The organism is Solilutibacter pythonis, assembly GCF_003697345.1.
GTDB classification, from domain to species: Bacteria; Pseudomonadota; Gammaproteobacteria; order Xanthomonadales; family Xanthomonadaceae; genus Solilutibacter; species Solilutibacter pythonis.
Map to the genome: position 1 here is coordinate 243,324 of NZ_RFLY01000001.1, position 16,321 is coordinate 259,644.

Consider the following 16,321-nt stretch of genomic DNA (forward strand, 5'->3'; position numbering starts at 1 on the left):
CGAAACCGGATGCGCCACGGCCCCTGGGCGTGCCGCCAGACAGCGCTTTCGCTGGAGGAACAATGTTCGATACGGGAAGCATCCTATCCGTGGGCGACGCCGCTCTGTTCGTATCGGAAGCGGGCCGGGCCGATGGGCCGCCGATCGTCCTGCTTCATGGCGGGTTGGGGAGCCGCAACGACTTTCTGCCGCTGGCGAAGCATCTTGCCGCCGACCACCGCCTTGTCGCCATCGACAGCCGTGGGCATGGGCGCTCGACGCTGGGGAGCGCTTCGCTCACCTACCACCGGCTTGAACAGGACACCGCCGCCATCCTGACCGAACTCGGGCTGACAGATGCCGGGATCATCGGCCATAGCGACGGGGGAATCGTTGCCTTGCGCCTTGTCGCCTCCGGCGCCATCGCGCTTCGCTTCGTCGTCGCGGTCGGCGCGCATTGGCGGATGCCGGCCGATGACCCGACGCGCGCGCTCTATCGGCAAATCACGGTGGACGAGTGGCGTGGCATGTTTCCGGCGCAAGTCCGCCACTACGAGGCCGAGAATCCCGCAGCCGATTTCGGGAAGTTGTTCGACGCCACCGTGTCCATGTGGCTCGGTAGCGGCGACGAAGCCTATCCAGGCGAGTCGGTGCGTTCGATCGCCAGCCCGCTTCTGGTGGTGCATGGCGATGAAGATTTCCTGGTTTCCCGTCGCCAGGCTTTCGAACTGGTCGAGCAAGTCGAGGGCGCGCGCTTACTGAACCTGCCTTTCGCTTCGCACACCGTGCTGGAAGACAGCCCCGGGGAAATACTCCCGGCGCTCAAAGCGCTTCTCGCCAGCCTGCCGGGCCAATAGTCAGGATTCATGTGTGGAGAGACGCATGGCTTCGTTTTCGCATTGCCCATCCATGCGTCACCGGTCTTCGCGTTATGCTCGGCGTATGAGCTCCTCTCGCTTCGCCTTCCTCGCCAGTCCCGCCGCCGATGCCCAGGCGGCATTGGCCGCGCTGGTCACGCTGCATGGCCAGTGCGAGCCGGCCGAGGCCGAGGTGCTGGTCGCGCTGGGCGGCGATGGCTTCATGTTGCAAACCCTGCATCGCCACGGCGATCTGGGCAGGCCGGTATTCGGGATGAAACTCGGCACGGTGGGTTTCCTGATGAATCAGTACCGGCTGGAAGCGCTGCCCGAACGCCTTGCCGAAGCCGGGCCGGCGGTGCTGCGGCCACTGGAAATGGTCGCGCAGACCGAATCCGGCGCGAGCATCGGTTCGTTGGCCTACAACGAGGTTTCGCTGCTGCGCCAGACTCGGCAGGCGGCGCATGTCGCCATCGATCTCAACGGTATCCAGCGGCTCGACGAGTTGATCTGCGATGGCGTGATGGCCGCCACCAGCGCCGGCAGCACGGCATACAATTTTTCCGCCGGCGGGCCGATCCTGCCGCTGGGCACCGGCGTGATCGCGCTGACCCCGATCGCCGCTTTCCGCCCCCGGCGCTGGCGCGGCGCGGTGCTGAAGGCCGATACCGAAGTCCGCTTCCGAGTGCTGGACCCTTACAAGCGCCCGGTCAGCGCCACCGCCGACTCGCACGAGGTGCGCGATGTGGTGGAGGTGACGATCCGCGAATCGAGAACACGCACCGTCACGTTGCTGTTCGACCCGGAGCACAATCTCGAAGAGCGTATCCTGGCCGAACAATTCGTGGCTTGAGCGCATGGGCGGGCGGATATCTCACCGGCCGAGTATCGGCAATGGTGTCCGCAGCCTGGTATCAGTATGGGGGAACAAAGATATTCGTGGCGGAATACCAGAAGCGCGGTATACGAATCCACTGCTCAGACGGCTGGCTGGGGTAGGGATGGTTGCCTGGCTGTGGAGCCTGTTGGCGTTTGTGCTGGGGGTGGTCATTAGCTTCTGGTTCGCGGGCCTGGAGGACGAACGGGCCATCAAGGAGCATGCACGCGTTTTTCAAGCCGGGGCGGAGAGCGTCTACAGCGCGCTGGAGTATCGCCTGCAATCCTGCGAGCTCGTGCTGCGCTCGATGCAGTTGTTTTACCTGTCCTCGGATGAAGTGAGAGAGGACGAATTCGATGTCCTGGCCACCAATCTGATGACCGGACGCGGGCTGCCGGACTTGCAGGCGGTCACCTATTCCCGCCGCGTCGATTCCGCGAGTGGCATCGATTTCATCATCGAAAGTGTGGTTCCGCGGGCGGGCAACGAAACGTTGTACGGGCGCAGGCTCGGCTCGCGCCCAGGCGACCGCCAGGCCGCGCTGGCCTCCGCCGATGGCGACGATGTCAGGTTGTCGGCTCCCCTTCACTTGCGCCAGGTCGGGACTGAGGGTGCCGGCATCGGGGTGGTGATGCGGCTGCCTGTTTATTCGCCGGGGGGGCTTCCGCGCAATACGGCCGAACGCCGCCAGCGCTTGCGCGGCATGCTGGCGGCCTCGTTTCGCGTGAGTAAGTTGATCGAAGGCGCGGGCGCGATCATGCGGAAGCATCCATTGCGGGTGGAGGTGAAAGACCTGGGCAGCGGCGAAATCCTGCATGAGGGCATGGCGACGAAGCAGACGCCCGGTTTCATTCGCAATTTGGACTACGGCGGGCGTAGCTGGCAGGTGGCGATTGAGGACAGCGCGCCGGTGCATGCCGTATCCCGCTGGATGCTCGTGTTCTGGCCGGGCGTGTTTTCCAGCCTGCTTTTTGCCGCGCTGCTCCACTTGCTGGTGTTGCGGCGTAGCCGGGCGATGGAACTGGGGCGGGCAATGAGCGAACGCTACCGAGCCAGCGAGACGCGTTTCCGCAGGCTCAACGAGCTGCTGCCGACGCTGGTGTTGCTGATCGACGAAGAACACGGACGCATCGTCTACGCCAACCTGGCCGCCCGTGAGTCGCTGGGCATAGGTGAGCGCAATGTGCTGCTGGCCGGGCTGCTGGTCGATTCCGAGGAGACGACGCGGATCTCGGATGTTCTGAAGGCGGGAACCGGCAGTCGTGATTTCGAGATGCAATCGACCAGGGGGCAATGCTTCTGGGTGCATGCGACCTTCACCTCGATGCAGGTCGAAGAGCGGCGCAATTGGCTGATGGTGGCCAGCGACGTCTCCGAGCAGCGTCGTCTCACCGAGCGCCTGAGCTGGCAGGCCAGTCATGATGCGCTGACCGGGCTATTCAACCGCGACGAGTTCGAGCGGCGTCTACGCCAGGTGCTCGAAACGCAGGGGGACGGATACCACGTGCTTCTGTTTATCGATCTCGACCAGTTCAAGGTCATCAACGACACCGCGGGCCACGTCGCGGGCGACCAGTTACTGGTGCAACTGGCCAGGCAGATGAGCAAGAGCATTGGCGCGAACGACTTGCTGGCAAGGATCGGTGGCGACGAGTTCGGGGTGCTGATGTGTGACGTGGCGGACATGGATGCGGCGCTGGCGCGGGCCGAATGCCTGCGTTGCGGCATCGCCGGTCACAAATTCGTCTGGGAGGAGCAGCGTGGCTACGCGGTCAGCGCCAGCATCGGCGGGGTGCTGATCGAGAGCCGGGACGTATCGATCAAGGAATTGTTCATGCAGGTCGATACCGCCTGCTACATGGCGAAGGAGAAAGGCCGCAATCGCGTGCATTTCTATTTCGCCAATGACGATGCCAGTACGCGCCGGCGCAGCGAGATGGAATGGGCCAACCGCCTGCACGAGGCGATCGAGTGGAACCGGTTGCTGTTGTCCTACCAGGAACTGCGGCCCCTGCAACCGGATCTCGACACCGCGCCGTGCATCGAACTCTTGCTGCGCTTGAACGACGAGAACGGGCGGGAGGTTCTGCCTGGCGCCTTTCTGCCCGCGGCCGAGCGCTTCGGCCTGATGCCGCGAATCGACCGTTGGGTCATCGCCACCGCGCTCGCCAATCTCGACCGGCTGCATCCGGCGGGCGAAGGCCTGGCCCGGTGCGCGATCAACTTGTCCGGCGACAGCCTGGAGGACCCGTCGCTCGGCGATTTCGTGCTGGAACACCTTGCGCTTCATTGCGTCGATCCACGCCGCATTTCGTTCGAGATCACTGAAACCGTGGCGGTGCGCAACCTGACCGCGGCCAACAACCTGATCGAACGCCTGCAAGCCATGGGATGCGGCATTGCCCTGGATGATTTCGGCTCCGGCATGTCCTCGTTCGGTTATTTGAAGAACCTGCGGGTGGACACGGTGAAGATCGATGGCAGTTTCGTGTTCAACCTCCGCTCCGACCCCATGTCGCTGGCCATCGTCCGCGCGATCACCGATATCTGCCACCAGCGTGAGCTCAAGGTGGTGGCCGAATGGGTTCCCGATGCCGATACCTGCGTTCCATTGGCCTCGATCGGGGTGGATTACGCCCAGGGCAATGCTCTGCATTCACCGGAGCGGGTGGTTTTCCAGCGCTGAGGACGGCGGTATGGCAGACCGTGCGACGGCAATCTGGCATCCTGCCGGCATGGATACGCAAACCGCCCCACCCGAGCCGCTGGTCGTTGCGATCACCGCCCGCGCCTTGTTCGACATGGAGCACAGCCACGCCCTCTTCGAGCGCGAAGGCGTCGAGGCTTTCAGCGCCCACCAGCGCGCGCGAGAAGAGGAGCCGCTCGCTCCCGGCATCGCGTTTCCCCTGGTGCGGAAGCTGCTAGCGCTCAATCTCGGCATGCCGGCCGAGGAGCCGCGCGTCGAGGTGATCCTGCTCTCGCGCAATTCCGCCGATACCGGGTTGCGCGTCTTTAATTCCATCCAGCACCACGGTCTCGACATCCGACGCGCCACCTTCACTTCCGGCGCGCCGGTCTGGCCCTACATCAAGCCCTTCGGCGCGCATCTGTTTCTTTCGGCCAACCCGGAATCGGTGCGGCGGGCGCTGGAAGCCGGCATCGGCGCGGCGTCCATCCTGCCGGCCGGCGCGGCGGAGTCCCGCCACGACCAGTTGCGCATCGCGTTCGATGGCGATGCGGTGATCTTCAGCGACGAAAGCGAGCGTGTCTCGCGCGAGCAGGGCATCGAGGCATTCGGCATACATGAGCGCGAACGCGCCCGCGAGCCTCTATCGGGCGGTCCGTTCCGGGGGTTTCTCCAGGCTCTGCACGATCTCCAGCAGGTGTTTCCGGCCAGCGAAGCCGCGCCGATCCGCACGGCGCTGGTCACCGCCCGTTCCGCGCCCGCGCACGAGCGGGTGATCCGCACCCTGCGCGAATGGGGCGTGCGCCTCGACGAGGCGCTGTTTCTCGGCGGCCGCGACAAGGGGGCTTTCCTCGATGCTTTCGGCGCCGACATCTTCTTCGACGATTCGCTGCACAACGTCGACTCGGCGCGCCGGCACGTGGCGGCCGGGCATGTGCCGCACGGGGTGGCAAACCCTTAGCGGTGTCGTTGCCCGGAGGCGCGCCGGGAGAGGGCCGTCGCGGGCGTTCCGCTTCGCGCGCGCTAGCCGAGTGTGCGGCTGTTCGAAGCGACGGGGTGTGACACCTTCCGCATTTTGCTTCGCGTGCCATCAGAGGCGCTGGCCCCGCACGCGGTCATGGGAATGATTGGTCGATCAGCGGGTTCAAAGGGTTCTAAATTGTGTGTCGCTGTTCGAAGCGCCGGGGCGTGACACAGTCCTCGGGTTGCGTGAACCGCTGCGCCTCGGTGACGCTCTCGGCGAAAGCATCCCAGGACATGACGGCCCCGATGGCGGCGAACGAACCGCGGCCCGCTTGCTTGGTCTCGATCAGCGCCTGGCCGATGCGCCCGAACAGCCGCGCCTTGGCATTGATCGCCTTGCCGGATGCCTGGAACTGCTGCTGATGTTTGTTCTTGGCGGCATTGAACAGCTTGCCCAGGATGCGGTCGTGCAGGTCGATGATTTCGTCGGTGACGGTGGCCATGCCCTCAATGGCGAGCGCCACCAGGGGCGCGTAACGCCGCTGAGGCTCGAACTTCGCCAGGTCGGCGGGCGTCATCTGGCCACCCTCGCGGGCAATCTTGAGCAGCCGGTTCTGGTGAACCAGCCGCTCGATGCCGGAGGGCAGGTCGAACGCCTGCCACGCCTTGAGGCGTTCGATGTGTTCCAGCATGTGCCGCGAGTTCGGTTTGAGCGGGGATTGCCCCAGCCAGGCCAGCCACGTCGTCTTGCCGTTGTCGCGGCGCTTGAGCAGATCGTCGAGGCGACGGCGATGCACGTCCGTCAGTGGCTCAGCCAAGGCGTCGTAGAGACGCCGGTTGGTGCGGATAATCGCTTCGGCGCTCGCCCGTTCGCCCGTTCGCCCGTTCGCCCGTTCGACGGCTTGACGGCTCGACGGCTCGACGGCGTTGAGGGCGGGCACAATGACCGACTGCCGCCGCAGGTGCTCGATCAAGGTGCTGGCCAGCACGATGCCCTTGTCGGTTTGCATGGCCAGCTCGGTCAGCAACTGGACGGCTTGCCGGTAGTGGCCTATCGTGAACGGCTGGAAGCTGAACACCGTTTGCAGCTCGACCAGGTGCCCGTGTCGGGTCTGCTCACACTGCCCGTACTCGTCCCGGCTTTCGATGCCGACCTTGAGCTGGAGCGCCAAGGATGACGCCGGGAAAGCGCAGGTAGCAGAGCCGCACCGCGAAGCCCAGCCGATTGGCCGCGCCGCGCCGCTGCCGGATGGTGGAGAGGTCGCTTTCGCTCAACGTGTAGTGACGGATCAACTTATCCTTGGTGTCCGGCAACGCCAGCAGGCTTTCGCGCTCGGTGGCGGAGAGGATCGAACGGCGAGGCATGTGGTTTCCTTCTTCTTGAAAACATGGGTTTGTGACAAGCCCGCCAAGGCAACCGGCGCGGCATGGGAAATCAAGGCATTGCGATTCTCGAAAATGGTTCTTGAAACTCAATTCTTGATTGCATGTCATCTCAACGAGTTTCGATAAGAAAGGATGCCCATGCGACCGTCTGTTGTGCTTGACATGAAGCGAAGCGCAGTGCGTGAAGCGGTAGGCCGCTTTCGCGCCGCGAACCCGCGCGTCTTCGGCTCGGTGCTGCATGGCACCGACCGAGATGGCAGCGACCTCGACCTGTTGGTCGATGCGCTGCCCGGTGCCACGTTGTTGGACTTGGGCGATTTGGAAGAAGAACTGAAATCGCTGCTCGGCGTCGACGTCGATCTGCTGACTCTCGGCGACCTGCCGCCGAAGTTCCGGGCCAAAGTGCTCGCGGAGGCGCAACCGATATGAGCGAGAACCGCCTACCCGATTACCTCGACCACATTCAGCAGGCCGCAACCGATGCGCGCAGCTTCGTGGAAGGGATGGCCAAGGACGACTTCTTGGCCGATAAGCGCACCCAACAGGCTGTCATCATGAGCCTGATCGACATCGGCGAGGCGGCCACAAAGGTGATGGATGGCTACGTAAGGAATGGAGCCATGACCAATGACAGCAAGCCGCCGATGTTCGGCCCCTCTGGCGTGTTCGATCCCGCGACCTATGAGCCGCGCTCGGGCAAGACCTTCTGGATGGTCGCAACGGACGTGAGTTCGCTGGTGGGCAAGGAGGCAGCAGCCGACACGCTCATCGGCAACTGCACGACCGCACGACCAGCCTCCCGTTCAAATTCGAGTTAGAACCCATATCCAGCCTGTCCGGGTGCACTGTCAAAGAGGGATGTCCGATGACTGTTGAATCGAGAATATTTTCTGTAGCCGATTATGTTCAGCCGTCCGAAGGTGAGCCTATTCGTTCCGTTGTGCTTGAAACCCGAGACTCGATTATCGTGGTTTGGCATGTCCATCCCGGGCAGGAAATTGCAGCTCACGTTCACCCTAACGGTCAAGACACGTGGACTGTTTTGTCGGGAATGGCTGATTACTTTCAGGGCAATGGGATTGTCCGTGCCCTCAGGGAAGGTGAGATAGCCGTGGCAAGACCGGGCCAAGTGCACGGGGCGCGAAACATAGGTACCGAGCCATTTGTGTTCGTCTCGGTTGTGGCATCAGCCAATGCCGGTTACGCATTGGCTGAGCGATAGAGCCCAATCTGGAGTTAGTCCAATGAGCGGTCGGGGAGATAGGTAACAGACATGCAGCGGACACGGCTGCTAAACCAGGTCGCAAATCTCCTTGCGTCGCAGCGTGCCGCAAGCGAAGCGATCAATTGAATGGGGCCGGCATGAGACTGAACACCATTCAGTTCCCGAGCGCGTAGCCGCCTGTCCTGCCGATCAGGTCTTGACTATCGACGCCTGGGATCAGTTCTGAATGTTCTTGGAGACCACGTTATGAGCCGCAGCCGCCGCAAAACACCCATCGTCGCGCACACGACCTGCCACAGCGAGCGCGAGGACAAGAAGCTCTGGCATCAGCGCTGGCGCACCCGTGAGCGCACGGCGCTGACCAGCGCGTCGCCCGAAGCCCTGAGCGCCCATCTGCCCCTGCTGGAAAACCAGGTCAGCAGCGTCTGGTCGATGGGCAAGGATGGCCGCTCCTACTGGCCCGTCAAGCGCCAGGTCGCCACGGCGGATCGCATCGCCAATCACAAGGGATGCAACCCGCAAGAACGCGCCTCCCTGAAAAAGCGTCTGCAGCGCAAGTGGATGAACAAATGAAGCTCTCCTTCCATCGGCACATTGCGCTGTTCTGGATGATCGGTGCTCCGGGCATCTTCGCGCCCGTGATCGAGAACGCCAAGCGGCCCGATGCCGGCGCCGTCATGGCGTGGGATGTCGCCATCGTGGCGGTGATGAGCCTCTTCACCCCTTTGCTGCTGCGCTGTCCACCATTCCGGCGCTGGTATGGCTGGACGGATGCGCTGTCGGAGCGGCAGCGCCAGGCGCTTGCCCAGCGCGACCTGCGCCGCTACTACCAGAGCGCTTTCGATGACGGCTACGTGCCCCGCGTGATGCCCTACGTGTGGCGCATCATCTGGACGGTCGGCGGGTTGATGGCTGTGACCGCCGTACTGCCTACCAACACCGGACGGCCAGCCTTCGATACCTTGGTGGTCTTCTCGACCTGGTATCCGATAGGCGTGATGCTGCTGCTTTTCGCGTCGTGGCACCTTGGCTGGTCGATTCGCCAAAGAGCACAGGAGCGGCGGAAATGAGCACGTCAACCATCGAGGCGCTGGCCAGCGCCTGGGCAAGGATTGCCGAGGAAGCGGAATTCCCCACTGACTACGAGGGGACTGCCACACCACAAGCGCATCGGGCCAGCGAAGCTATTCAGGAGCGGATCCGGGAGCACATCGTCACCACCAACGACATGCGGCTGTTCGGCCTGTTGCACCTGCTGGGTCAGGTGTCGCTGCGCATGGAGCAAGCGCTGTGGCCGGAGGATTACGAGCGGATGACGCGCGAGGTTGAGGAAGCCCTGCGGGAAGCCACCGATCCCAACGCCAGGTCGTACACCCACGAAGAAGTCATGCAGGCGCATCGACCGGGCGTGAGACAAGCCATGTTGATTGGCTATGCGTGCGTCTCGGCGCAGGATCAGAACCTGGAGTTGCAACGCGAAGCCTTGAGCAAGGCCGGATGTAAAAAGGTCTTCGAGGACAAGGTGAGTGGCACGCGGGCAGACCGGCCTGGTTTGGCCAAGACGCTCGAAATGCTGCGCGAAGGCGATACTTTGGTCGTCTGGAAGCTCGACCGGCTGAGCCGGTCGGTCAAGCAACTGGTCGATCTGGTCGGCGAGCTGCACAAGCACGGTGTCCAGTTCAGGAGCCTCACCGACTCCATCGACACCGGCACACCATCCGGGTGGTTCTTCTTCCACGTCATGGCGAGCCTTGCCGAAATGGAGCGCGAGCTGACTGTCGAGCGCACCCGCGCAGGGCTGGAAGTCGCCAAGCAGCTCGGCCGCAAAGGCGGGCGCAAGCCGAAGATGACCGACAGCAAGATCGAGTCGGCCAAGAAGCTACTGGCCAGCGGGGTGCCGCCCAAGGACGTGGCCAAGAACCTCGGCGTGTCCATTCCGACGCTGTACCGCTGGGTGCCAGCCTCCACGCACGCTTAGCGTGCTTTATTTTCCGTTTTCTGAGACGCCCCCTGGTTGGGGAGGGGTGGCAATACGATGTCGCTCAGCCGCCAGCGCAGGCCCTTGCGCTCGAACACGAACGTCACCGGCTGGGCTTTGGCGCTGTTGACCGTGGCGATGAAGCGCGAAGGCGATTCGAAGCGGGTTTTCGCTTCCTTCAACGGGTCGTAGGCGATGGTCTGGCCGGCGCTGCCGCTTTCGGGAACGGTGTTGCCCGCGATGCGCTGCTTGAGGGCATGCCCCTGCAACAGAATGGCGATGCCGGTGGGGGACACCATTGCGTTCACCGCGTTGTCGGAGAGCACTCCCGCGACCGTCGCGGCGTTGCCGCCAGCGACGCCGCGTCCCAGGCGCTGATCGATCTCGCGCGCCAGCCGGTCCTCGACCTGGGCGCGCAGGTTGGCGCGCAGGGCGGCGAAGTCGATATATCGCTCCAGCTTCGACACATCCTGTTTTTCCACCGCCTGGCGGATGCCGTGGATGGCGAGGTAAGGGCCGGCGACGAGCCAGGCGCCCAGCAGAAGTACGGCGGCAATGGTAAGCGCGGCCAGGTGTTTCGGCAGTTGGTTCATCAGAATTCCAGATCGAGCGCGGCGCAAAGATAGTCCACGAATGGCGCCAGTTGCGCCAGGTCTTTTTCGAGTATCGGGCGCAGTTTCGGCCCGGTCATGACCTCATCTTCCAGCGTGCGTGCGAGCGCGAAGTTCCGGTGGCGCAGATCGTCGATGAATTCGAAATCGGCCGGGAATCCGGTGGGTGGGCGCACCAGCATTTCGTTGGATTCGAGATCGAAGCGCCGGCGTAGGGCCTTGTCGCGCGCGGTCCGTGCCCAGCCGGCCGGATTCTCGAAAATGAACTGACGCACCCGGCGCTGGGTCGGTGTTTCCGGGTGCCACAGCCCGGCACCGACGAAACTGGCGCCTGGTTGCAGATGGACGTAGAACGAAGGCGCGGCGACCTGCCGCCTGCGCTCGTGGAAAAGCCGAGCCCCTTGCCACGGTTTATATGGCGACTTGTCGTGGGCGTAGCGGGTATCGCGCTGGATGCGGAACATCGAGCCGCCGACGGTCTTCGGGTCGCTGCGGAAATGCGGGCTGATCGCGGCCAGCGCGGGTTGCAGATCGCCCAGCAGGCGCTGGAAGGGCGTTCGCACATGGGTCTCGTAATCGGCCTTGTGGGCCTGGAACCATTCGCGGTTGTTGTGGCGCGCCAATCCGTTCAGAAATTTGAAGGCGGCCTTGTCGAAATAGGCGTTCATGCGATCTCCGCTTCACGTTCGCCGCCCCAGGCATCCAGGTGATCGAGCAGGGCGAGCGTGTCGGCATCGCCGGCGTGTCGCGCGCGCAGCGTGGCGATTTCGGCGCGATAGCCGGCCAGGGTCTGGCCGCCGAGGCTGTCGTCTTCGAACATCCGTGCGCGGCGGTAGTCGTACCAGCGCGCCTGCTCGGTGAAATCCAGCGTGTCCGGCCAGTTGCGGGCGCGGTAGCGCAGCAGCAATTCGTCGAGCCGCGGGTCGCGGAAGGCGATGCCGCTGGCGGCGAGTTTGTCCGCCGGGGTGGCGCGGATCTGCGCCATCAGCCGTTTGTCGCTATCGGGAATGAATCCATCGTAGAGCGCGCCGTCGACGTCATGCCCGGTGAAATCCCGGGGCTGCGCGTACACCTGTCGGATCTTCTCGGCGAGTTTCGGGCCGCTGGCGCGGAGTTTGTCCGCACGGGCCTCGACCAGCGCCGGATCGAGGCCGAGGCGATCGAAGTCCGCTTCGCGCAGATGCGCCCATTCGACCAGCATCGGGCTACGGTTGGCGTGGACTTCCTTCAGCGCGATGCGCTGCTCGCCTTTGGGCAAATCGGCCTGGGCGACGTACAGCCGGTCGCGGATGTCCTCGGCGGAAAGCGCCAGCAGCGGCTCGATGTCCTGAGCCAGATCGAACACGATCACCCGGCTGTCGATTCGCGGATGCCGGGTCAGTGGAATGACCGGCGCGGCGCACAGGCGCGAGGCGGGAAATCGCTGCGAGACATGCAGCAGCGGCCGCATGGCGAACGTGTCGAGCAGGCGCATCGCGGCGCGTTTGTCGCGCAGGCTCAGCGCGTAGTCCCATAGCCGTGGCTGTGCGGTTTTGAGCTGGCGCGCCAGGCCGATCAGCGCGCGCACGTCGGACAACGCTTCGTGCGCCATGCCCTCGCGCAGGCCATTGTCCTCGGCCAGGTGTTCGAGCTTGAAACTGATGCCCTGGCCGTCCTCGCGCGTTCGCCATTCGATACCCTCGGGCCGCAGCGCATGCGCCAGGCGCATCACGTCGAGCAGGTCCCAGCGCGAATTGCCGCCACGCCACTCGCGTTCGTAGGCATCGAAGAAATTGCGCCAGAAGCCGAAGCGCACGAATTCGTCGTCGAAGCGCAGCGAGTTGTAGCCAAGCGTGCAGGTTTCCGGGCGCGCCATCGCCTCGAAGATGCGCGCCATCGCCTCGGCCTCCGGCAGGCCCTCGTGCCGCGCCCGCTGCGGGGTGATCCGGGTGACCAGGGTGGCCTCGGGCGAGGGCAGCAGGTCCAATGCGGGCTGGACGAAGAAGCTGATCGGCGCCTCTGTTTCGTTCAGTTCGGCATCGGTGCGGATCGCCGCGAACTGGGCGATGCGGCTCCGGCGCGGGTCGCTGCCGAAGGTTTCGAGGTCGTAGAACAGGAAGCTGGCTGGCATCAGGCGTTGACCGGTAAGGGGGGGAGGCGTCGGGTGACTTCGTTGTCCAGCCAGTTCCAGTCCAATTCCTCCAGCGCGGCGCGGCCGACGGTTGCCTCGACCAGCAACTCGCGCTGTATGCGCCCGCGTTCGAAGGCGGTGGCGTAGGGCAGGCGCATGAAGCTGACCATGCTGTAGCGCGGCACGAAGCGGCCGGGATGGCGCTCGGCAAGTTTCAATTCCAGCGCACGTTGGAGCAGGTAATCGTCATCGTCCACCCGGTCGCGCATTTCGAGGTAATTTTCCAGCGCCATGGTCTGGATGGCGAGGGCGTTCGGCGCGCGTTCGCGTTCGTAGGCGGCGAACGCGGTGGCGAGATCGGTATCGCGCTCCAGGTACTCGGCCAGCGCCAGGCAGTCCTCGAAGGCGCAGTTCATGCCCTGGCCGTGGAAGGGCACCATCGCGTGCGCGGCATCGCCGACCAGCACCGCCTGCGCGCCGAGGTGCCAACGGGCGAGGTAGAGCGTGGCCAGGGCGCCGACCGGATGGCGCTCGAAGTCTTCCCTCAGGCCTGGGATCAGCGGCAGTGCATCGGGGAAATCGCGGGAAAACAGGGCTTCGGCGTCATTGCCGTCGGTGACTGTGGTGAAGCTGGGGGCGTCGCCTTCGTTGGGTAGAAACAAGGTGACGGTGAAGGTGCGCTCGTCGTTGGGCAGGGCGATGCACATATAGCGGCCGCGTGGCCAGATGTGCAGCGCGTTCGGTTCGATGCGAAAGTCGCCGTCGAAGCCGGGCGGGATTTCCAGTTCCTTGTAGCCGTGGCCCAGCCATTCGGTGCGGCTGCCGAGCGATGTTTTTTTCTCCATTTCCGCGCGCAAGGTGGATCCGGCGCCGTCGCAGCCGATCAGGGCGTTGAAGGCGTGGCGGCGGTCGCGGCCTTCGGCGTCGTGAAAGCGGGCGATGCCGGCATCGAAATCCACGTGGGCCAGGCCATGGTCGAATATCAGTTCGGCGCCGGCGGCTTCGGCGGCATCGAGCAGGGTGGTGTTGAGTTCGCCACGGTTGATCGACCAGATCACTTCGCTGTCGTCGCGGCCGTAGCGTTGCAGGTGCGGATTGCCGGTGAGCGGATGCACCATGCGGCCGCGCATCATCACCGCGTGTTTGAGCACTTCGTCGTCGGCGCCGGCCTGGCGCAGGGCGTACAGGCCGCGCTCGGCCAGCGCCAGGTTGATCGAACGACCACCGGCATAGCCGTCGATGCGCGGGTCGCCGCGGCGCTCGAACACTTGCACCTTGAAGCCGCGCCGGGCCAGTAAGGTGGCGAGCAGGGCGCCGGCCAGTCCGGCGCCGACGATGGTCAGGTGTCGCTCAATGGGCATCGATCCATTCCTTCGCCGCCTGTGCGAAACGCAGTACGTCGTCGTGGTTGTTGTAGAGCGGGGCGGGCGAGATGCGGATCACGTCCGGCTCGCGCCAGTCGCCCAGCACGCCGCGCGATTGCAGGTGGGCGAACAGCGCCCTCCCGGCTTCGCGCCCGCCCTTCACTCGCAATGAAAGTTGCGCGCCGCGCTGGGTTTCGTCGCGCGGGGTGACGATCTGGATGGCTTCGGCCAAGTGCGCATCGATCAGGGTTTCGAGGTAGCCGGTCAACTTGCGTGATTTCTCCCGCAATGCCCGCATCCCGGCGCGCTGGAACTGCTCGGTGGCGGCGCGCAACGGGGCGAGGCCGAGGATCGACGGATTCGACAACTGCCAGCCGTCGGCGCCGGGCGTCGGGTTGAACGTCGGCTCCATTTTGAAACGCACGGCGGCATTGTTGCCCCACCAGCCGGCGAAGCGGGGGCGCGTGGTGTCGGCATGGCGTTCGTGGACGAAGCAGCCGGCCACCGCGCCGGGCCCGGCGTTCATGTATTTGTAATGGCACCAGACGGCGAAATCCGCGCCGCTATCGTGCAGCCGCAGCTCCAGGTTGCCGACCGCGTGGGCGAGGTCGAAGCCGACGAGCGCGCCGGCTTCGTGGCCCAGGCGGGCGATAGCCTCCAGGTCGAAGGCTTGTCCAGTGCGGTACTGCACGCCGGGCCAGAGGACGAGGGCGAGCCGCGGGCCGTGCATGCGGATGGCCCGTTCGATGGCATCCATCGAAAACACGCCGTCCGGCAGGTCGGGTTCCACTTCGATCAGGCTCAGGGCCGGGGACAGGCCGTGGTATTGGAGCTGGGATTCCACCGCATAGCGGTCGGACGGGAAGCTGCCCGCTTCGACGAGGATCGCGTCGCGCCCGGCGGCGGGCCGGTAGAAGCTCACCATCATCAAGTGCAGATTGGCGCTCAGCGAGTTCATCGCCACCACTTCCGATGGCCGGGCGCCGACGATCTCCGCCAGTGGTTCGCGCACCAGTGCGTGGTAGGGCATCCACTGCGCCTGTCCGGTGAAGTGGCCCTCGACCGCCTCGCTCGCCCATTTGTCCAGCACTTCTTCGACATGCGCGCGTGCGCCGCGCGGTTGAAGGCCAAGCGAATTGCCACAGAAATAGGCCTGTTGCAGGCCCTGCTGCCTGGGGAACAGGAATTCGTCGCGGAAGCCGCGCAGCGGACAGGCGGCATCCCGCGCCAGTGCGTACTCGGGGGTCAATGGATCGTTCATGCAAACCTCGATGCGGGCAGGCCGAGCCATTCCAGCGCGGTGCCGTGGTAGAGCCGGGCCTGTTCGGCACCGGTGAGGGCCAGCCGTTCGATGCCTTCGCCCGGTGTCTCTTCGCCGAGTGGGAAGGGGTAGTCGGTGCCGAGCATCACCCGCTCTACGCCGCAGGCATCGAGCAGATAGCGCAATGCGCGTTCGTCGGCCACCCACGAGTCGAAGTACAGCCGCTTGAGGTATTCGCGTGGATTGCGGAAGTTGTCGGTGGCGACGAGGTCGGGCCGCATGTTGAAGCCGTGTTCGATGCGGCCGATGGTATAGGGAAAGCTGCCACCGCCGTGAGCCATGCATATTTTCAGTCGCGGCAGGCGCTCCAGCACCCCGCCGAACACCAGGCAGCAGGCCGCGCGCGCTTGTTCGGCCGGCATGCCGACCAGCCAGGGCAGCCAGTATTTCGGCATTGAATCGCTGCCCATCATGTCCCACGGGTGCACCAGGATCGCCGCGCCAAGCTCCGCCGCGGCTTCGAAGAAGGGGAAGAGTTCGGGGGCGTCGAGGTTCCAGTGGCGGCCGTCGGCCAGATGCAGGTGCGAACCGATCTGCACGCCTTGCAGGCCGAGTTCGTCCATGCAGCGCTCCAGTTCGCGGATCGCCAGTTGCGGCGATTGCAACGGCACCGTGCCGATGCCGGCGTAGTGGCGGGGATGCGCGGATACGGTTTGGGCCATGTGGTCGTTGAGCGCCCGGTGCAGTTCCAGCGCATGGTTGGCCTTGGCCCAGTAGCTGAACATCACCGGCACGGTGGAGAGCACCTGCACCTGTACGCCGAAGCCCGCGTATTCCCCGATGCGGATTTGCGCATCCCAGGTCTTGGGCCATATCTCGCGGAAGAACTTGCCGTCGCGGTAGATGCGCGAGCGGCCGTCCTCGCCGTGGTGGATCACCGGGAAACGCGCCTCCCCGTACTTCGCGGCCAGATCGGGCCAGTCGCGCGGCAGGTAATGGGCGTGGATATCGATCTTCAGCATGT

General features: G+C 64.6%; 16 protein-coding genes and 1 pseudogene. 10 read left to right on the top strand and 7 right to left on the bottom strand.

The window, feature by feature from the left end; genetic code table 11:
* Positions 1-62 precede the first annotated feature (62 nt).
* From EBB59_RS01175 to EBB59_RS01190, 4 genes are all read left to right on the top strand, one after another.
* Positions 63-836, top strand: coding sequence for an alpha/beta fold hydrolase (locus EBB59_RS01175; protein ID WP_122100316.1), 774 nt, complete (start codon positions 63-65; stop codon positions 834-836).
* A gap of 85 nt (positions 837-921) precedes the next feature.
* Entirely contained in the window at positions 922-1,689 is a 768-nt protein-coding gene (locus EBB59_RS01180) for an NAD kinase (protein WP_122100317.1), read from the top strand.
* Positions 1,690-1,837: 148 nt separating this feature from the next.
* Positions 1,838-4,399 (top strand): bifunctional diguanylate cyclase/phosphodiesterase, encoded by a 2,562-nt coding sequence (locus EBB59_RS01185; protein WP_158601678.1) that lies wholly within the window; start codon positions 1,838-1,840, stop codon positions 4,397-4,399.
* 49 nt (positions 4,400-4,448) lie between these two features.
* A complete protein-coding gene (locus tag EBB59_RS01190) occupies positions 4,449-5,360 on the top strand; it encodes a 5'-nucleotidase (RefSeq protein ID WP_122100319.1) in 912 nt (303 codons plus the stop codon).
* 235 nt (positions 5,361-5,595) lie between these two features.
* On the opposite strand, the pseudogene EBB59_RS01195 reads toward EBB59_RS01190, so the two are convergent.
* Positions 5,596-6,727 (bottom strand): annotated as a pseudogene (locus EBB59_RS01195) (DUF4158 domain-containing protein); the annotation flags it as partial.
* Between the two features lie 159 nt (positions 6,728-6,886).
* On the opposite strand from EBB59_RS01195, the gene EBB59_RS01200 reads away from it, so the two are divergent.
* The 6 genes from EBB59_RS01200 to EBB59_RS01230 all read left to right on the top strand — a co-directional run bounded on the left by EBB59_RS01200 (position 6,887) and on the right by EBB59_RS01230 (position 9,951).
* Positions 6,887-7,177 (top strand): nucleotidyltransferase family protein, encoded by a 291-nt coding sequence (locus tag EBB59_RS01200; protein WP_122100320.1) that lies wholly within the window; start codon positions 6,887-6,889, stop codon positions 7,175-7,177.
* Positions 7,174-7,566 carry a HepT-like ribonuclease domain-containing protein gene (locus EBB59_RS14445; protein ID WP_342769019.1) on the top strand — a complete coding sequence of 131 codons (393 nt, stop codon included), beginning with the start codon at positions 7,174-7,176 and terminating at the stop codon, positions 7,564-7,566. Before EBB59_RS01200 ends, EBB59_RS14445 begins: the two co-directional genes overlap by 4 nt.
* 47 nt (positions 7,567-7,613) lie before the next feature.
* On the top strand, positions 7,614-7,970 hold the full coding sequence (locus tag EBB59_RS01210; protein ID WP_122100321.1) for a cupin domain-containing protein: 357 nt from the start codon (positions 7,614-7,616) through the stop codon (positions 7,968-7,970).
* 249 nt (positions 7,971-8,219) lie between these two features.
* Complete coding sequence (locus EBB59_RS01215) at positions 8,220-8,546, top strand: hypothetical protein (RefSeq protein ID WP_122100322.1); 327 nt, start codon at positions 8,220-8,222, stop codon at positions 8,544-8,546.
* Positions 8,543-9,043, top strand: a complete 501-nt coding sequence (locus tag EBB59_RS01220; RefSeq protein ID WP_122100323.1) for a transposase — start codon at positions 8,543-8,545, stop codon at positions 9,041-9,043. Before EBB59_RS01215 ends, EBB59_RS01220 begins: the two co-directional genes overlap by 4 nt.
* Before the next feature lie 350 nt (positions 9,044-9,393).
* Positions 9,394-9,951 carry a recombinase family protein gene (locus tag EBB59_RS01230; protein ID WP_122100324.1) on the top strand — a complete coding sequence of 186 codons (558 nt, stop codon included), beginning with the start codon at positions 9,394-9,396 and terminating at the stop codon, positions 9,949-9,951.
* Here the strand turns inward: EBB59_RS01230 and EBB59_RS01235 are convergent.
* Genes EBB59_RS01235 through EBB59_RS01260 form a run of 6 tightly spaced genes read right to left on the bottom strand, consistent with a single transcriptional unit; the run spans position 9,948 to position 16,319 of the window.
* Positions 9,948-10,544, bottom strand: a complete 597-nt coding sequence (locus tag EBB59_RS01235; protein ID WP_122100325.1) for a DUF2939 domain-containing protein — start codon at positions 10,542-10,544, stop codon at positions 9,948-9,950. The two genes, EBB59_RS01230 and EBB59_RS01235, sit on opposite strands and share 4 nt — an antisense overlap.
* The gene (locus tag EBB59_RS01240; protein ID WP_122100326.1) at positions 10,544-11,230 is read right to left on the bottom strand and encodes a DUF2461 domain-containing protein; all 687 of its coding nucleotides are present in this window, start codon (positions 11,228-11,230) and stop codon (positions 10,544-10,546) included. Before EBB59_RS01240 ends, EBB59_RS01235 begins: the two co-directional genes overlap by 1 nt.
* Positions 11,227-12,672, bottom strand: a complete 1,446-nt coding sequence (gene sbcB / locus EBB59_RS01245) for an exodeoxyribonuclease I (protein WP_122100327.1) — start codon at positions 12,670-12,672, stop codon at positions 11,227-11,229. The genes EBB59_RS01240 and sbcB overlap by 4 nt, the downstream gene beginning before the upstream one ends.
* Positions 12,672-14,033 carry an FAD-dependent oxidoreductase gene (locus EBB59_RS01250; protein ID WP_122100328.1) on the bottom strand — a complete coding sequence of 454 codons (1,362 nt, stop codon included), beginning with the start codon at positions 14,031-14,033 and terminating at the stop codon, positions 12,672-12,674. Before EBB59_RS01250 ends, sbcB begins: the two co-directional genes overlap by 1 nt.
* Positions 14,023-15,297, bottom strand: coding sequence for a kynureninase (kynU, locus tag EBB59_RS01255; protein WP_122100329.1), 1,275 nt, complete (start codon positions 15,295-15,297; stop codon positions 14,023-14,025). The genes EBB59_RS01250 and kynU overlap by 11 nt, the downstream gene beginning before the upstream one ends.
* Positions 15,294-16,319 carry an amidohydrolase family protein gene (locus EBB59_RS01260; protein WP_122100330.1) on the bottom strand — a complete coding sequence of 342 codons (1,026 nt, stop codon included), beginning with the start codon at positions 16,317-16,319 and terminating at the stop codon, positions 15,294-15,296. Before EBB59_RS01260 ends, kynU begins: the two co-directional genes overlap by 4 nt.
* Between the last annotated feature and the right edge of the window lie 2 nt (positions 16,320-16,321).